Annotated in this window: 14 protein-coding genes, 1 tRNA gene and 1 riboswitch; of the genes, 5 read left to right on the top strand and 10 right to left on the bottom strand. The window is 61.8% G+C overall.

The window, feature by feature from the left end:
- The first annotated feature begins 2 nt into the window (after nt 1-2).
- A complete protein-coding gene (locus NQF87_RS04875) occupies nt 3-1,370 on the top strand; it encodes a purine-cytosine permease family protein (RefSeq protein ID WP_266127289.1) in 1,368 nt (455 codons plus the stop codon).
- Between the two features lie 40 nt (nt 1,371-1,410).
- Here the strand turns inward: NQF87_RS04875 and NQF87_RS04870 are convergent.
- Nucleotides 1,411-1,484, bottom strand: a tRNA-Gly gene (locus tag NQF87_RS04870).
- A gap of 135 nt (nt 1,485-1,619) precedes the next feature.
- Nucleotides 1,620-1,700: riboswitch (SAM riboswitch) on the top strand.
- Between the two features lie 79 nt (nt 1,701-1,779).
- Between NQF87_RS04870 and metZ the strand changes: the two genes are divergently transcribed.
- The 3 genes from metZ (at nt 1,780) to ispF (ending at nt 4,883) form a co-directional block, all read left to right on the top strand.
- The gene (metZ, locus tag NQF87_RS04865; RefSeq protein ID WP_266127288.1) at nt 1,780-2,994 is read left to right on the top strand and encodes an O-succinylhomoserine sulfhydrylase; all 1,215 of its coding nucleotides are present in this window, start codon (nt 1,780-1,782) and stop codon (nt 2,992-2,994) included.
- A gap of 162 nt (nt 2,995-3,156) precedes the next feature.
- A complete protein-coding gene (apaG, locus tag NQF87_RS04860; protein WP_266127287.1) occupies nt 3,157-3,633 on the top strand; it encodes a Co2+/Mg2+ efflux protein ApaG in 477 nt (158 codons plus the stop codon).
- A 26-nt stretch (nt 3,634-3,659) separates the two neighbouring features.
- Nucleotides 3,660-4,883, top strand: coding sequence for a 2-C-methyl-D-erythritol 2,4-cyclodiphosphate synthase (ispF, locus tag NQF87_RS04855; RefSeq protein WP_266127286.1), 1,224 nt, complete (start codon nt 3,660-3,662; stop codon nt 4,881-4,883).
- 62 nt (nt 4,884-4,945) lie between these two features.
- Here the strand turns inward: ispF and NQF87_RS04850 are convergent, their stop codons facing one another.
- The 8 genes from NQF87_RS04850 to aat all read right to left on the bottom strand — a co-directional run bounded on the left by NQF87_RS04850 (nt 4,946) and on the right by aat (nt 16,344).
- Nucleotides 4,946-5,659 carry an ATP12 family protein gene (locus NQF87_RS04850; protein WP_266127285.1) on the bottom strand — a complete coding sequence of 238 codons (714 nt, stop codon included), beginning with the start codon at nt 5,657-5,659 and terminating at the stop codon, nt 4,946-4,948.
- Nucleotides 5,660-5,679: 20 nt separating this feature from the next.
- Nucleotides 5,680-8,304, bottom strand: coding sequence for an AsmA family protein (locus NQF87_RS04845; RefSeq protein WP_266127284.1), 2,625 nt, complete (start codon nt 8,302-8,304; stop codon nt 5,680-5,682).
- A 71-nt stretch (nt 8,305-8,375) separates the two neighbouring features.
- Nucleotides 8,376-9,347, bottom strand: a complete 972-nt coding sequence (locus NQF87_RS04840; protein WP_266127283.1) for an RluA family pseudouridine synthase — start codon at nt 9,345-9,347, stop codon at nt 8,376-8,378.
- Nucleotides 9,344-10,741: a replication-associated recombination protein A gene (locus NQF87_RS04835; protein ID WP_407652001.1), complete on the bottom strand. Its 1,398-nt coding sequence runs from the start codon at nt 10,739-10,741 to the stop codon at nt 9,344-9,346. The genes NQF87_RS04840 and NQF87_RS04835 overlap by 4 nt, the downstream gene beginning before the upstream one ends.
- A gap of 42 nt (nt 10,742-10,783) precedes the next feature.
- Nucleotides 10,784-14,065 (bottom strand): AsmA-like C-terminal region-containing protein, encoded by a 3,282-nt coding sequence (locus NQF87_RS04830; protein ID WP_266127282.1) that lies wholly within the window; start codon nt 14,063-14,065, stop codon nt 10,784-10,786.
- Between the two features lie 155 nt (nt 14,066-14,220).
- Nucleotides 14,221-14,730: a thioredoxin-dependent thiol peroxidase gene (bcp, locus tag NQF87_RS04825; protein WP_266127281.1), complete on the bottom strand. Its 510-nt coding sequence runs from the start codon at nt 14,728-14,730 to the stop codon at nt 14,221-14,223.
- Between the two features lie 4 nt (nt 14,731-14,734).
- Entirely contained in the window at nt 14,735-15,565 is an 831-nt protein-coding gene (locus NQF87_RS04820; RefSeq protein WP_266127280.1) for a hypothetical protein, read from the bottom strand.
- Between the two features lie 107 nt (nt 15,566-15,672).
- Nucleotides 15,673-16,344: a leucyl/phenylalanyl-tRNA--protein transferase gene (gene aat, locus NQF87_RS04815; RefSeq protein ID WP_266127279.1), complete on the bottom strand. Its 672-nt coding sequence runs from the start codon at nt 16,342-16,344 to the stop codon at nt 15,673-15,675.
- 31 nt (nt 16,345-16,375) lie between these two features.
- Between aat and NQF87_RS04810 the strand changes: the two genes are divergently transcribed.
- Nucleotides 16,376-16,573 (top strand): hypothetical protein, encoded by a 198-nt coding sequence (locus NQF87_RS04810; protein ID WP_266127278.1) that lies wholly within the window; start codon nt 16,376-16,378, stop codon nt 16,571-16,573.
- Nucleotides 16,574-16,647: 74 nt separating this feature from the next.
- On the opposite strand, the gene NQF87_RS04805 is transcribed toward NQF87_RS04810, so the two are convergent.
- On the bottom strand, nt 16,648-17,466 hold the full coding sequence (locus NQF87_RS04805) for an EcsC family protein (protein WP_266127277.1): 819 nt from the start codon (nt 17,464-17,466) through the stop codon (nt 16,648-16,650).
- Nucleotides 17,467-17,473: the final 7 nt, after the last annotated feature.

Below are 17,473 nucleotides of genomic sequence, written 5' to 3'. Positions count from 1 at the left end.
TCATGTTCTCAGCGATTGAACAGCACACCATCCACCCCATCCCCGCCTCGGACAGGCGGGGCCGCCCACGGGACCAGTTCACCATCTGGTTCAGCACCAACATGACGCTGCTGACAGTCGTGACGGGTGCGCTCGGGCCGTTGCAGTGCCACATCTCCTTCACCCTCACGGCCCTTGCCTTCCTGCTGGGCAGCCTGCTCGGTGCAGTCTTCATGGCTCTTCATGCCGTGCAGGGGCCTCGGCTGGGTGTGCCACAGATGATCCAGAGCCGGGGGCAGTTCGGTGCCTGGGGGGCCATGCCGGTCATCCTGATGGTCGTCATCATGTATGTCAGCTTTGTCGCCTCCAACTGCGTGGTGGGCGGCGATGCGCTGCGAAGCGTTCTGCCCTCGCTGGGAGCGCATCCGGCCATTCTCATCATGGCCGTCCTCAGCCTGCTGCCCTGCATCATCGGCTACAGGACGATCGAACTCTTTTCCTCAGCCGTGTCCTTCATCACGACGGCCGTCATCCTGCTCTGCTTCTTTGTCGGGCTGGCAAGCCTGCCACATGGGCAGGCCTTTCTGGCGGACCTGCATGGCTCTTTTGCCGGGTTTCTACAGGCATTCTCCATCGCCGTTCTCTGGCAGATTGCCACGGCTCCTTACGTCTCGGATTCCTCACGCTATCTGCCGGATGAAAAGACCAGCTACCCCCGCATCTTCCTTGCCTGCTATGGCGGCACGGTCGGCGGCACCTTTCTGGCCATGACGGCCGGGGCCTTTCTCAGTGCCGCCACGGGCCTCTCTCCCGCCATTGCCATCACCCACATGACAGGGCCGTGGGCTGGTCTCATTATCCTGGTGCTGGGTCTTTCCATCGCCTTTGCCAATGCCATGGACCTTTACTGCTGCACGCTGTCCCTCATCACGCTGCTGCATAGCTGCCGCACCAGCTGGCAGCCACGGGGAGTGAGCCGCCTCATCATCACCCTGCTCATCATCCTGACAGCCACGGCAATGGCCCTCTTTATGGCGAAATCCTTCAATGCCGCCTACAGTGCGCTGCTGGACCTCCTCATGGCCGTCATGATCCCGTGGACAGCCATCAACCTTGCGGACTTCTACCTCATCCGTAAGGGCGACTATCATGTCCCATCCTTCTTCGAACGGGATGGCGGGGTTTATGGCCTCGTGAACGGTCCGGCCCTGTTCAGCTACGGGCTGGGCATTTTGGCCGAAATTCCCTTCCTCAACCTGTCCTTCTATCATGGCCCGCTGCTGGCACGGCTGCATGGCGTGGACATCTCATGGCTGACGGCCCTGCTCGTCTCCACGCTCAGCTATCTGCTGCTGGCACGGCACAGGACCACCACTTCTCCGGCCCTCTGAGGGCTGGGGAACGGATCATCTCAATTTTCCGGGAAGTTTCTGGAGCGGATGAGGGGAATCGAACCCCCGTATGCAGCTTGGGAAGCTGCCGTTCTACCATTGAACTACATCCGCTTCGTGGGGATTCTTATACTGGCAGGCCGGATGCCATGCAATCCCCTTTTCATACAGTTTTGGAGCATGGCTTTACCGGTTCGCCTTGACGCTCCCTCCCACCGGGCGCATAGTCAGGGCGTGCCGTGCCGATGGGTACGCCACCCTCGTGATTTGATAGGCCGGCTTGCGGCGAGGTAAAAGAACATGCGCTAAAGAGGCCCTGTTTCTCTCCCGCAGAATCAGGACTTCGTACGGCCTCCATCCTATCGGGCAGGTCGTCTTTAAGGCCTGCCTCTTCAAGCTGGAGGAACCCATGCCCTCTACCGATCCATCCTTCCTCGCCTCCTGCCGCACCGACACACGTCTGCTGCATGATGCCCGCAACCGTACCGAACATGGCGAAACGTCAGACGCCATCTTCCCGACATCCGGCTTTGTCTATGACAGTGCAGAACAGGCGGAAGCCACATTTGAAGGCACAGTCCAGCACCTTCAGTATTCCCGTTATGGCAACCCGACGGTTGATGCACTTCAGGATCGTCTCGCCCTGCTGGAAGGAGCCGAAGCCTGCCAGACAACGTCCACCGGCATGGGGGCTGTCTCCTGCGCCCTGCTGGCCCAGCTGAAGGCGGGTGACCGCATCGTGGCCAGCAGTGCCCTGTTCGGTTCCACGCACTGGCTGCTGGATTCCCTGCTCCCCAGCTACGGGATCGAAACCGTCATGCTGGACGGTACGGACCTCAAGGCATGGGAAGAGGCCCTCTCCAAGCCCACCCAGGCCGTGCTGATTGAAACGCCCTCCAACCCGATGCTGGATGTGCTGGACATCTGCCATATTGCTGACCTCGCCCATAAGGCAGGGGCTGTCTTCATGGTGGATAACGTCTTTGCCACCCCTGTCGGCCAGAAGCCGCTGGAACTCGGAGCGGATGTCGTCATCTACTCCTGTACCAAGCATATTGATGGCCAGGGCCGTGTGATGGGCGGGGCCATTCTGGGCAGCAAAAAGTGGATTACCGAGACGCTCCAGCCTTTCGTCCGCAATACGGGCAACACGCTCTCCCCCTTCAATGCATGGGTTCTGTCCAAGGGGCTGGAAACGCTGCGCCTGCGTGTGGATGCCATGGCCCGCAATGCCGCCCGTGTCGCTGATGCGCTAAGCGAACTGCCCGGCATCACGTCCGTCCGCTATCCGGGCCGCAAGGATCACCCCCATGCTGATCTCGCCCGGAAACAGATGAGCAATGGTGGAACGCTGGTGGCCTTCAGTGTGGCCAATGGCAAGGAAGGAGCTTTTGCCTGCCTCAATGCCTTCCGCCTTATTGCCATCTCCAACAATCTGGGAGATGCCCGCAGCCTTGCCACCCATCCCGCCACCACCACGCATCGCAAGCTGACGCAGGACCAGCGTGATGCGCTGGGGATCACGGATGGCTCCATCCGCTTCTCAGTCGGGCTGGAAGATGCGGAAGACCTGATTGAAGACCTCCGCCGGGGTGCCGAAGCCGCCCTGAAGGCAGGCAGGTAACGCCACGTCTGGCAGCCCGTCACGCCCTCTGAGCAGGAATGTGACGGGCTGCGCCACGACAGGCCGGACAGATTACAGATGTCCTGAATACCAGTAAGGGAAAATCCTCCAGCCCTGACGGAATGACCTGACAAACCGCCATAATGATTCTAGTAAGAAGCCATGTCTGACAATTCCCCCCCTTCAGAAGGCCCGATGGCCGAGACGGAAACGCTGGAGCTGGAGCCGATCACGGCCCTGCCCGCCTTCACGGCCCATACTGGTCAGGTGACCGTCAATGTCCGTCCTTTCTGGGTGGATGAACATTCCGACCCCGAAGAGCATCGCTATGTCTGGCTCTATCATGTGCTGATCGAGAACAAAGGCAAGGAGAGCATCCAGCTTCTGTCCCGCAGCTGGACCATCACGGATGAGCGTGGCGGGCAGGAAAAGGTTCATGGCGAAGGCGTGGTGGGTGAACAGCCCGTCATTGCACCGGACAGCAGCTACCAATATACATCCGGGGCCGAACTCAAGACTCCCAGCGGCTTCATGGAGGGCATCTACCACATGGTCGCTCCGGCCAGCGGCTACCGTTTTGATGTCACCATCCCCGCCTTCAGTCTGGACAGCCCCCATCACATGGGCATGACCCACTGACACTCCCAAAAGAAGGACCCGCCATCGTGAACGCCCCTCACGCCCACCCGAAACGCAGACGCATTGCCGCCCTTCTTCTGGCGGCGGGACGTGGGCGGCGTTTCTCTGCCGGTGCCCCCCAGGACCAGGCCAGCATCAGCAAGCAGTTTCACCTTCTGGCGGGGCAGCCCATCATCCGGCACGCCGCTCTGGCCCTGCTGCCGCATGTGGATGTTCTCCAGCCCGTGGGCAGTGACCCGCTCCTGCCCGAAGCTCTGGCAGGGCTGGATGTCCTCCCCCCTGTCGAGGGTGGAGCCGAACGGCATGACAGTGTCCGGGCCGGTCTGGATGCTCTGGCAGCACTCCCTGAACCGCCGGATATCGTCCTTGTGCATGATGGTGCCCGCCCCTGTGTCCCCGCAGCCCTCATCGCCCGTACGCTTGAAGCACTGGAAACCCATGAGGGCGTCATCCCGGCCCTGCCTGTCAGCGATACGCTGAAGAAGGTGGAGAATGGCATCATCACCGGGACAGTCTCACGGGAGGGCCTCTGGCGTGCCCAGACACCCCAGGGATTTTCTTTCCCCCTGCTGCGGGACCTGCATGACCGCCACCGCACGGCCCTGACCGATGATGCCGGCCTGCTGGAAGCGGAAGGCCACAGGGTGGCCATCGTCATGGGTTCGGAAGACAATATCAAACTGACCGTTACGGAGGATCTGATGCGGCTTGAACGTGTAATTGAGGACCAGCAGAAACAGCCATCACAGGCTCCTGTTCTCCTGCCCCGTGTCGGTCTGGGCTATGATGTTCACGCCTTTGCGGAAGGCCGCAAGCTCATCCTCTGCGGGATCGAGATTCCCCATGAGAAAGGCCTTGCCGGTCATTCCGATGCAGATGTGGGCATTCACACGCTCTGCGATGCCATTTATGGCGCCCTGAATGAAGGCGACATTGGCCGCCACTTCCCACCCACCGATGAGAAATGGCGTGACATGGACTCCGCCCGCTTCCTCGTTCATGCCGGGGAGCTGATCCGCTCCAGGGGTGGGATGCTGGTCAATGCCGACCTGACCATCATCTGCGAACGCCCGAAGATCGGCCCTCATGCCAAGGCCATGTGTGCCCGCCTTGCCGAGCTGCTGAAGGTCAATCCCAGCCGCATTTCCGTCAAGGCCACAACTTCCGAACGTCTGGGCTTCACGGGCCGGGAAGAAGGCATCGCCGCTACGGCCGCCGTCAGCATCATGGTGCCTGATAACGGGGAATAAATCGCCCCACTGACCTTGAAAAAAAGCCCCTCCGGCTCATGAGCGGATGGGCTTTTTCTGTATCAGCTATTCGGCTTCCTGCCCTGCGCCAGATGCAGAAAACGGAGCGCATCGGCAATATCTGCGTTCCGCTTTTCAAGCAGGGTGGCCAGCTCTTTGTCATGGCCCCATTGTTCCAGCTGGCGATATTCGTCCGCATGGGCCAGATGCACGGCTTCATCAAAACTGATGACATCATGGACCAGAGCCAGCGGCAGAAGCAGGCTGCCTGTAATGGGCACCATCACACCCAGAGCCGCCAGAGTGGCTGGCTCCAGTGCTGAAAGATACTGCTTCAGGGCCGTGCCATAGGCTTCCGGCTGCGTCAGGGGCATGAGACCCTCCGTCATGGCAGGATGCAGCCCCTGTTCCGCTGCCCAGGCCCGGATGCGGGCCACCACGCCTTCATCCTGCGCAGCACTCTGGTAGCAGAGATTATCGTCAATGCCATAAGCGTGCAGGGCGTCCTCCATGGACGCACGATCGGGCAGAACACGCTCGATATGACTGCCCGCAATACGGGTCAGGGCCAGATCATCCGGGGTGAACTGTGCCCCCTCGGCAATCTGCCGCCATTCCTCCGCAAGGGCCTCTGCCAGAACAGGCGACGTCACAGCCAGAAGCTCCCCAGCTGGCAGTTTCACGGGACGGCCATCCAGCAATGGCCCCGACAGGCCCCCTCCGCCAACCGGTCCCACTGTCACCTGCTTCCAGAAACGCTTGCGGAACTGCGCCATGACGCCGCTCTCCCCCTCTGTCAGTTACCACCAAGGCCAAGGGCACGCAGAATCCCGCCAGCCCCACCACCGGAATGCCCCTCATCCCGTGCGGGCAGGGCCAGGCCTTTCTGCCCGGCACGGGCCTGCTGGACGGCATAAGCACAGGCATCATTCCCGAAGCTGGCCGTGTTCAGGGGTGTCTGATCCCTGTCCTGCGTCCCGATATGGAAGGTTCCATTCTGCCCGGACAGCGTCAGCGGCGTGGCGAAATCCGCCCCTACAAGGGTGACATGTGGCATGAGCTGGAGCGTGTAACTCATGTCATCCAGTTTCATCGTGCCCTGCCCGATGACGGAAAGATGCTTCACCTCCAGAGCCATGTCACTGAACTGCGCCTGCCCGTGATCAAACTTCGCCGTTCCGGCAAAACAGCGCAGCCCCATCGTTCCAGCCCCCATCTTGAGCAGGCTGGCCGCAGGCCCTGCCAGTGGCGCCAGGACATCCCTGTGGACACGCCCATCCACGAGTGAAAGACCCATCTGGCCATCCAGTGCCTGCCACAGGGCAGCCTGCTGTGTCCCTTCCGTACCAAGGGCACCATCAAGCTGTACGGGGCCTTCAAATGTCACGGGCTGGTTCAGGGCCATCTGCACCCAGCCAGCAGGCAGGATGAGGGGACTGGCCTTCATGCCCATCCGTACGGGATCGCCTGATCCATCCAGAACGACCTCCCCGGAAAGGGGCACATCCTGCACGCTGCCCCCCAGCACGGACAGGCTCAGCCGCCCTTCCAGCCCCAGCAGATGAAGGTGCAGCCCCTGATAGGCAATGCCCGCCACATGGAACCGGTCGGCCATCATGTCCACATCGAATGGCCTGTTCGCCATGCTCCCGAACCATTGCACCAGCAGATTTTCCGGGGCCTTTCCTGCAGAAGGAGCGGCTTCCGGCTTCTGCGGCGTTCCTTTATCCGGCCCGGCCGGGGCCGTGACCGCAGGAGATGATGAACCGGCGGGTACGACCGCATCGGCGGGCGTCATGATGGGAGCGTAAGTGAAACGGTCTCCATCCACATGGGTCAGATGAATTTTCCCGGTCAGCCCCGCCTCCGGCTGGACCGGCAGGTCAGCTGACAGGATGCCCCCGGCTTCCTGACTTTCAAACTCCATGTCCCGGACCGAGAGGGAGGACAGACTGCCATCTTTCACCGGCCCCATGACAAGCTGGCCCTTCACGTGGCCATCATGTACCAGCAGGCCGGAAAGTCCCCGGATATCGGGCAGCTGAAGCAGAGCCGCCTGACCGACGAGAGTCAGCGTGCTTCCCTGTCGGCCAGCCTGCCCCTGAAGATCGAAAGAAACATTGTCCTGTCGGGCATCCGTTCTGACCGCATCATTCCGGTTGAACAGGCTGGAGAGTGTCTTGTCCTGCCCCCGCACATTCAGCTTCAGCCCGACAGAAGCAGGCGTACTGCCGAAAGCGGCAGCCCGTGCCTGCTGGAGGCTTTCCGCCTCACCATGAAAGAGCCACGCATAACGCCCCCAGACAGCCTGCCCCTGAAGAACAAGCGGAGCCTGCGCACTGTCCGCATCAATCTGGATGTCACTCAGCTGGAGAGGCGCTGCCACATGCCACGCCCCCGCCGGCAGGCTGACACTCCCCAGATGGACATGAATCTGGTCCGGCACCAGCCGACCCGGCAGATGCAGCAGAGCATCCGTCAGGGCCATGTCAGCCCCATTGGTGGCTGCCACACCACTCATGTCATCATCGCTGTGAAAGCGGATCGTACCTTCCAGCTGCCCGAGATCAGCCGGAAGCGCATGGGGGAAAAGATGCCTCATGCCCTGCAGGGAGGACCACCGCCCCGAAAGCGTGACATTCACGCCACGCAGATGGTGGGCATCCCGCATGGTCCCATCCAGCGTTGCGTGATCCTGATGCTCGCCCGCACCCAGTGTCATGCCCAGACTGAACGCCCAGGGGTCTTTCTGCTCCGCACTGGCAGAAACCAGCCTGCTGAGCGGACCAACCCGCCCCCGCAGCGTGAAGGGTGTATGCTCATGCGTACCCTGTAAATCAACCCAGGGGCTGGCACTGCGCATTCCGGCCATATCCAGACTGATGATGTGAAGATGCCCCCCTGCCGGAACATGCCCGTCGGACAGATCATCCTGCCATGAAAGCTCCGCATCCGTCAGATGCAGCCCACCGAAGCTGACCTTCCAGCGGGGGCTGACCGTGCCATCGTGGTCTGGCAGGGCCACGGCTCCCCTGTCCTGCGACAGCATGGGCAGCCATGTGGAACAGTTTTTCTCACTGGCCCGGTGCAGCATGATGCCCGCCCCCTTCACCGTGAATTCCTGGAAGGAAATTTCCCGGTTCAGGATGGCAAGAAGGGACATGTCCGCATGGACGGAACGTGCCGCCACGAAGGGCGTGCAGCCCGGACGGGTCAACACCACATTGGTGGCCTGAAAGGACGGCCACGGCAGAAGCTGGAAGGAGGTTTCCCCCATTTTCAGCTCCAGCCCTGTCTGCCGCTGGAAGGCGACCATGACACGCTGTCGCAGATGGTCCTGATCTATCAGGAATTGCGGGGCAAGGCTGATGCCTGTCAGCACCACCACCAGTCCGATCAGGATTACTGCCAGCTTCTTCATCTGCTGTTGTCCTTGTTCTCTCATCACCGGCAGCCTCTCCATGAAAGGCCTGCCGTTCCCTTGTCAGTCTTTTACCGTGTCCGGCGTGGTGCCGGTGTATCGCCCGCAATGAATCCCAGCATCTGGAAGGTCTCACGCATATGGGGCGGCAGGGGAGCCGCCACCTGCAACCGTCCCCCTGCCGGATGTGGGAAGTCCAGCATCCGGGCATGAAGATGCAGCCTGTCCGGGAAGCCTTCCACATGGGCAGTCTCACCCCCATAGCGGGGATCACCCAGAATTGGCGTGCCCAGACTTTCCGTATGGACCCGCAGCTGGTGCGTGCGCCCCGTCCAGGGAGACAGGGCCAGCCAGCTGAAACGCTTGCCCGTGGCATCCAGCGTCTCATAGGAACTCTTGGCACTCATCGCATCCTCCTCCCCACGGGCGACGGGGACAATGAGCGATGCGCCGCCCGCACCGACCTTGGCCAGCGGCTGGTCGATCACACCCTCGGCAGGGCTGGGACGCCCGACAACGACAGCCCAGTATGTCTTGCTCACTTCACGCCCCCGGAAGGCCGCCGCCAGCTTGGCCGCCACACCGGGCGTGCGGGCCAGAAGCAGGATGCCGGACGTGTCACGGTCAATCCGGTGCACGAGGCGGGGCTTGTCACCCCCCTCCGGCCGCAGGCCCTCCAGCATCATGTCCACATGCACGGTGATGCCGGGGCCACCCTGCGTCGCCAGTCCGGATGGCTTGTTCAGCACGATGAGGTGGTCATCCTCGTAAATGATCATGTCCCGCAGCTGCTGGACCAGCTCCGGATTGGGCGGCGGCGGGGGTGCAGGGCGGCTCTGATCCGGCAGTGGCGGAATGCGGATGCTCTGACCGGGGAAGAGCCGCTTGTTGGGCTGCACGCGCCCTCCATCAACCCGCACCTGCCCCTTGCGGCACAGTTTCTGAAGGCCACCCTGTGTCAGGTTGGGGTAATGACGGCGGAACCAGCGATCAAGGCGCAGATCGGCCTCATCCTCACTGACGATACGATTCTCAACACTCATGACTGGCGAGATGCCCGTTTCTGCGCCACCATGTCCAGACGTTCCCTGATTCTTTTTTCAAAACCACGGTCAACCGGCCTGTAAAGCGTCACTCTTTCCATCCCGTCCGGAAAGTAATTCTGGCCGGAGACGCCATCTTCAAAATCATGGTCGTACTCATAGCCCTTCTTGTAGCCCAGCTCTTTCATCAGGGCTGTCGGCGCATTACGGATATGGGCGGGCGGCATGAGGCTGCCTGTCTGCTTTGCCAGAACCCTGGCCTCATTATAAGCCTTGTAGACCGCATTGGACTTTGAAGCGACGGCCAGATGCACCACCACCTGCGCCAGAGCTACCTCACCTTCCGGTGAACCGAGCCGCTCATAGGCCGCTGCTCCGGCCTGTGCCAGAGGCAAGGAGGTCGGATCAGCCTCGCCAATATCCTCACTGGCAAAACGGACGAGACGGCGGGCAATATAACGGGGGTCTTCTCCCCCTTCCAGCATCCGGGCGAACCAGTACAGGGCCGCATCCGGGTCACTCCCTCGCAGGGATTTATGCAGGGCGGAGATCAGGTTGTAATGCTCATCCCGGTCCCTGTCATAAAGGACGGGCCGCCGGGACAGGGACCGGGCCAGCTCGGCTGCTCCCAGAGGACGGGTGTCCGCTTTCGTCAGCGAGAGAAGCTGCTCAACCATGTTTAGCAGATAACGCCCGTCCCCGTCAGCCATGGCCCGCAGGGACGCCCGTCCCTCAGCCGTCAGGGGCAGGCTCCTGCCCGTCTCGCTTTCTGCACGGACAAGAAGCTGCTCCAGAGCCTCATCATCCAGCCGGTGCAGGACCAGAACCTGACAGCGGGACAGCAGGGCCGAATTCAGCGCAAAAGACGGATTTTCCGTCGTGGCCCCGACCAGCACGACCGTGCCCCGCTCCACATAGGGCAGAAAACCGTCCTGCTGGGCACGATTGAAACGGTGTATCTCATCCACGAACAGCAGCGTGCCCCGCCCTGTCGCCTCAGCCTTGCGGCGTGCCTCCTCAAACGCCTTTTTCAGGTCCGCCACACCGGAGAACACGGCGGAAATCTTGGTGTAGAACAGCCCGGCCCGTGCGGCAAGCAGCTGGGCGATGGTCGTCTTGCCACAGCCCGGTCCTCCCCAGAGGATCAGGCTGGAAAAATGACCATTCTCCAGCATACGGGTCAGCGTTCCCTCCGGCCCAAGGAGATGGGCCTGCCCCTGCACGTCATCCAGCGACTGTGGGCGCAGCCGGTCAGCCAGCGGCCGGGTTCCCGCCCTCTGGCGTGTTTCCTGCCCTGTGGAAATACGACGTTCCGCCTCACCAGCCCCATCATGCCAGGACGGTCTTTCCGGTGAAGGACCGCCAAAGAGATCAGGCACCATATCCGACATCATCCTCTCTCCTGTCTCCCGCTACATGCCAGGACCTGCGGCCTCTCACTCGAACAGATGCCGCAGCACACCGGGTACCAGAGCCGAGAACGGATTGACATGCATCTCCGGTCTGGCAAGGCTGCCTTCCAGCGTATAGGTCATGGACATGATGCCCCGCCCCTTTTTCGCCCCGAAGAGGCTGCCTGCCGCCTGATTCACTCCGAAGAATGGCGAGAGCGTCCCCCGCATGGCCATCGTGGACTGCCTGAAATCCATCTGCCCCTTCATTGTGCCACCGAGAATGGCATTCCCCGCCCGGGCATCCTCCAGAGTGAGCCGCTGCCCCGCCATGCCGAAAGACGCCCTGACACGCACATCCTCGAAACGCTTGCGGGATATCTGCCCCCAATGCATCGGAGCCGCCAGCGTGGCGATGACCAGTGCCGTTGGCGGATTCTCCAGCGTCATGTGGTCCACCCTCAGCGTACCGGTGAAGGGCGGCAGCCCCAGTCCCAGCCCCATGGTCCGCTGCGCATCGGACTCCGCCATACCTGCCGCCACAGGCTGGCAACGCCCCTGAAGATCAAACGTGCCGCCCGTCAGCTGGTTGTAAACCCCCACGGAGGCCAGGAGCCTCCCAAAATCGGCAATAGCCAGTTTCATGTCCAGGGTACCGATCTGCCCGGAAACCGGAGACAGGTCGAAACTGACAAAAGGCTGGGCCGCATGAAAAGACGCTGCCTGAAGACGCCGCGCCGCCCAGCGGAGACTGGCCGTCACATGCCGTGCTTCCTGCTCATTTCCATAAATCATGCGGCTGGCACTCAGCCCGATGCTCCAGACACCCGCAGGGAGAATGGACCCCACCGCATGAATGGCCTTTTTCTTTGGCTCGGCCGCCCTGCCGGATGACGCACCGCCCCTGCCGGTTTTCCGCCCCCCCAGCCAGGGAGTGACATCCAGAACCTTCGTCTGGACATCAATCTGGTACCGGCCATCAGCCGGATCACCCTTCACAGGCCAGTCAAGCACGGCACGCCCCACTGTCCGGCCGACCTGAAAATGACTGAGCGTAAGGCCACCCAGCTGATCATTCCTCATGTGCCCTTCAACCTGAAGGGCAAGCTGCGGCCCATAGGCACGCACATCATCCAGACGGGTCATGTGCCCATCCCGCCACGTGACATTCCCCTGAAGGCCCGCCGGAACACCGACCGGTTTCTGCCAGAACCTGGCCCTGATCCCCAGCTCCCTGAGATCAGCCTCGACAAGAGCCGTGCCACGCCTGTGGCCGGGACCTTCCCCATACTGGCTGTAAACGATGTGTCCCGCACCCTTGCCCTGAAGAACCGATTCCTGTGTCAGGGAAGGCGGCATACCGAAACTGCGGAACGCCGACGCTCCCAGCGCCGCTCTCAGGTCTGCCTTCAGCAGGAGACGGCCCGGCATGTTGGCCTGAAAACTATCGAACAGGCTGCCCGTCACGTCAACGCCCCGGAACTGGGCACCACCCTTCACCGTCAGCCCGGCCTCATTGACGGAGAGGTGTCCCCAGCCCTCCTGTATGCGCCCCATGGACGGCATGCTGATCCATATTTTATGAAGATCGAACTCTGCGCCGAATGCCATTTCCTTCAGCTGGATATGGCTTCTGAGCGGCAGGGTCAGGGACAGGACCCCCTTCAGGTCTCCCCCCGTTTCCGCCGGATCGACAGGATGACGGGACAGGAGATTGAGCCGGGGGCTGGACAGGACGCTGGTGAAGGCGGGCAGAGGCCCTTCCATTCCCAGAGAAAAATCACCTGTCTGCTCGTGATCCAGCAGGCCTGACAGGATGATGCGCCCCGTCGGCACGGAAACGCTGCCACCCCGCCCGTCAGCAAGGTGACCGTGCTGCACCTCGATCATCAGGCGGCCATCATCCATGAAATGGGCATGAGCATCCTCGCCCGTCACCTGCTGCATCCCGTCCATCCATGTGACGTTCAGGTTGCGGCCGACCAGGTCACCACCCAGTTTCGTCACATCCAGCCCATCCCAGCCGGTATGACTTGAGAAATAAAGCTGAAGATTCAGGTTCTCACCACGGCCAGCCGTCATGTTGGTCGTCATCCAGCGGCGGGCACCACGGGCCGTACCATCCGGCCAGACACTGGCCAGCGTCGCAAAGTCGAACGCCGCCACGTTCCCGTCAATGGTCAGTTCAACATCCTTCGGACTGGTCAGATGATCCATCCGGCCATGAGCATCCAGAATGAACGGCACCATATTGCCGAGAGAATCCAGAGCCTTGAGGTCCGTATGCAGGCTCAGGGCCAGAGGTTCAGGCTGGTCGGCCTGTGCAGGGCCGATCCGGAATGATGACCGGGCAGAGGCAAGGCGGAACGGTATCTTCCCCGGACGGTCAAGCTCACCGGCACCCGCCTCCACCTCACCATCCACATGATCGAACTGTCCAAACAGGTCACGCCCGTTCAGCTGACCTTCCAGATGAAAAGCCAGCAGCATGTCCGGGATGGCCATGCCCTTCTTCTGCCCCGGAGAGAGGGGAAGCCATGCCGCCAGAACCGGAAAACGGACAGGCGAAATGCTCAGCTTCCAGTGCGTCCTGTCATTCCCGTCAGGGGCAATGTCCCCCGTCAGACGGACAGTGGACACGCCCGGGGCATCACCGAGACCCGGTGCCTGGATGGACGCCACCATCTGGCCCTGCCAGCCCGTCTGCCACGCATAATCCGCCTTCAGTTCCGGCATGGCCACGATCATCGCCGTGTCGGGCTGCGTTTCATCCCTGACGGTCAGCTCAATGTCATGCAGATCGAGATGATAGGGAATGACTGAGGCCAGAGACGGCCCTCCATCATTCTTGTGACGGGCAGCACCATGCCGCAGCTTTGCCAGCCTGAAGTGACCTTCCGCATCCCTGAAGGCCAGCAGGCGCAAACCCTGCACGTCCAGCGACCGGACACCGACCCGCCCATGCAGCAGGCTCGCCAGTCTGAAGACGACCCCGACATGCTCCAGCGTCTGCACGGGCATGTCGGCCTCGACCAGCCCGTCACCATCATCCGCATCAGCCGCCCGGAACCTGACCGTGTCCAGACTCAGCAGCAGTTTGGCCGAATGTCCGTTCTGTCTGGGCTTCCATGACAGGGTCATCCGTTCCCAGCTGAGCGTTCCCCCGCCCGGATGGGCGAAAGCCCCGCCCCACCGGTGGGAAAGCCCCGTCACATCCAGCGGCCCCTGTGCCAGCCGCCCCAGAAGCAGGGCCACGGCGAGCAGCAGCCCCACCAGCGGCACCAGAAGACCAAAAGCCACACGGCGCAGAATCGTCTGCCATGTCATGAAGCAAAAACCCTGAAATGAGACATATCAACGGATGCCCTAGGGAAGAAAACGCCGGATGACCGGACACGGGACGGCGACAGGCTGGCAGACATGAAAGGCCCGACCCGTCCGGAGTGACTGACCGGCGGCGGAACAGTGGACAGGCTCCATCCTCAGAGCCGGGAGAGAGCCTCCTGCACCCATGCAACATGCTGTGCCGGACGGACCTTACGCCTGAAAGCGGCAACCTTCCCCCCGGCATCAATCAGGAAAGAACTGCGCTCAATGCCCATGAATTCTTTCCCGTACAGTTTCTTTGGCACCCACACGCCATAAGCTTCGGCAAGAGCATGATCCATGTCCGACAGGAGCGTGAAGGTCAGAGCCTGTTTCGTGATGAATTTTTCCAGCGCGCTCACGCCATCCGGGCTGACACCCAGCACACGCAGCCCCTCTCCACCGGGAATACGCAGTTCAGCCAGATGATCCCGCAGGTCACAGGCCTGCGTGGTGCAGCCCGGCGTCGAGGCCCTCGGGTAGAAATAGAGGAGATAAGGCTGCCCCCTAAGAGCCTCGCTGCTCACGGTCTCCCCGCCCTGCGGTCCCATGCCCTCCAGCACGAAATCAGGTGCCGGACTGCCAACGGCCAGGGCTGTCTCTTCAATCACTGTCTTCTGTGTCATGGTCTTACCGCTCCGCACTATCTGGCTGGTCACTATGCGCCACGCTGCCATCCCCCACGGAATCATCCGGGCTGTGCGGCTGGTCTGGTGTCACGGTATCCACTCCCATCCGGGGGCCGCCATCAAGCCTTGTCCCCGGCACGGGCTGCACCTGCGCCGGATGGGCAGACTGCTTCAGCTTGGCAAAAGGATTGAACTTCTGGAAATCCGCAGGCGGCTGGAAACGGTCTGCCGGAATATCCTCATACCGCACGGAGACAGCCTCAAGATGCCCTGACAAGCCATCCGCATCCACGCCATCCTCGGCAAGAATCACGCCATCCCCGGTCACACAGGCCGTTGCCTTGCCATGAGGGCTGTCGATGGTCCATTCGCGACAGGACACGCCCGCAATCTGTTTCATGTCGCCAGCGTGATAGGTCATCCCCAGACCAAGGAAGAAAGGATTGTGCAGCCCGTGCATGGGACGGAGCTGAACGTAACGCCGCTCCTTCATGCTGACGAGCGTCATGATCTGGGAAGACCGGTCAAGAATGGTGGCACTCTGCCCGTCATCAGGATCAATCCGCAGGCGGTCTCCCGAGGCCGCAAAAGACACTGTCACCTGATGTTCCGGAATGGCGGCATCCCGGCCCTGCAACAGCTGTGTCTGGAAACGGTATGTCACCACGGCATCCCGTGTGGGGGAGAGCGGGGGATGATCCCCGGCCGGGGCCGCACCGGCAGCCGCACTGGCCAGCATCATGACCGTCCCGAAAGCGGCCACCATGACGATACCTGCTCTCCGGCCTGCGTCACCCTGCCCCTGCGAGGCTCCCCCGATACGCCACTGCATGAACACTCTCCCTCTCAACATCACCCTGCCAGCGACAGGCCCTGCCTGCCTGAAACCGGCCAGAGCATATCAGACCACCATGACAGGACCAGAGAGAAAATACCCCATCAGCCGGTCCTCTTTGTGGAACGCTCCCCCAGCCTCTCCAGTTCCGGCCGTAAAGCCTCAAAACTGACGTCATCCGGCCAGCAGGCTTTCTGCTGCATGGCTGCCTCCAGCTTTTTCTCATAGATGGCAGCCGGCACGCCCACACAGCCCAGAGTGGCTAGATGTGGAGTGACGTACTGCGTATCCAGCAGGCTGTACCCCCCCTGCCGCAGGGCCGCCATCAGATGCACCAGCGCAATCTTGGAGGCATCCCGCACACGGGACACCATGCTCTCCCCGAAAAAGGCTCCCCTGAGGGACACGCCATACAGCCCCCCGACAAGGGCACCGCTCTCCCTGTCCCGCACCTCCACGGAATGGGCATGGCCCTGCCGGTGCAGCTCCCCATAAAGCTGGCGGATGCGCCCGCTGATCCATGTTTCCGGGCGGGATGGCGTCATCTGGGCACAGGCCTGCATCATGCCATCAAAATCCTCATCACTGCACAGACGGTACTGGCCCGCCATGACGGTCCGCATCAGCCGTCTGGGCAGGGCCGGTTCATCCAGGAGGATGATGCCCCGCTCCTGAGGGCAGAACCATTCCAACTCCTCGCTCGTCTCATCCGGGGCCATGGGGAACAGCCCTGCCCCATAGGCACGCAGAAGCAGGTCAGATGTGATAAGCTCCATTCGTCACCTTTCCATGCAGAGACGCCGAATCATGTCCAGCACCTCCCCATCACGTCCTTCATCGCAGACCTACATCTATACGATCGCTCTGGGCCTGTCCTTTCTTCTACAGCTTGTCTGGCCTGCACTAAGTCCCCTCATGGGCATCATGCGGGTCCTTGCCATCATGGGGATTCTCGTTTTCGGACTGCTGGAACTCCGTCAGCTCCACCACATGAGCCGGCACTGACGGTCATCCCGCATGAAAAAAGGCGGGCACCATCATGGAACCCGCCTTCTTCCCGTCATGCCCGACCCTGAAGATCAACCCTCGGACCGGCTTCCCCGGTAGGTATCAGCCGCTTCCTTCACGGCGGAACCGTGCGTGCGCTCCAGCCTGCGGATGGTGAAATGCGCTCTGGCCAGTGCCCTGTAATGGGCAAGGAACGCTGAATTGATGGCCGCGCCACAGAGGGCACCTGCCACCGGCACCATCTGCGCCGCCAGCTTGCGGGACAGGGCCATGCCATAATGGCCCGCCACCTCGGCCATCAGCATCACGAGAGGCTGGCCCCGCATCAGGCCACGGGCAGCGAAGAAGCCCAGTTCACCCTCACCTTTCTGCTCACCCATGCCCCGCAGGGCGAAGACTTCCAGACAGGCCCGGCGCGTCTCTTCACTGCGCAGGTCTTCGCCATTCTCCTGTGCGATGGCGGCAATCTCCCGCATGATGGCCAGCGTGGTGAAACCGACATCCGGAGCCATGCTCATGAAGCCACCAAAACCACCCGCCGCACCGGAAACCGCCACAGCCGCCTGAATCAGATTCTCACGCCGCGTGCTGGAGCCTGATCCTCCCTGACGGTCCAGCCCCAGAATGGCGAGGCGGTAGGCCTGATCCAGTGCCGAACCGGCCAGCTTATGGAGTTTCTCCTGAAGGCCCGGCGCAAGGGAGAGACCCTGAAGCCCCAGATGCGTGGCCCGACCGACGGCACCGCCCATCAGGTCCCCCAGACGGGCCAGCGTGCCCCGGCCCTTCTCCACCCCATCCAGCACGGCATGAAGCTGGGAGAGGGCCTCCGTATCAAGGTCCTGAGACAGGAAGCTCGCACTGGGCACATGTTCCTTGCGCTGTTCCGTCATGGTCTGA

The sequence above is a fragment of the Bombella dulcis genome, from assembly GCF_026385505.1.
Lineage (GTDB): Bacteria > Pseudomonadota > Alphaproteobacteria > Acetobacterales > Acetobacteraceae > Bombella > Bombella dulcis.
This window is presented reverse-complemented; position numbering and strand designations above follow the sequence as displayed.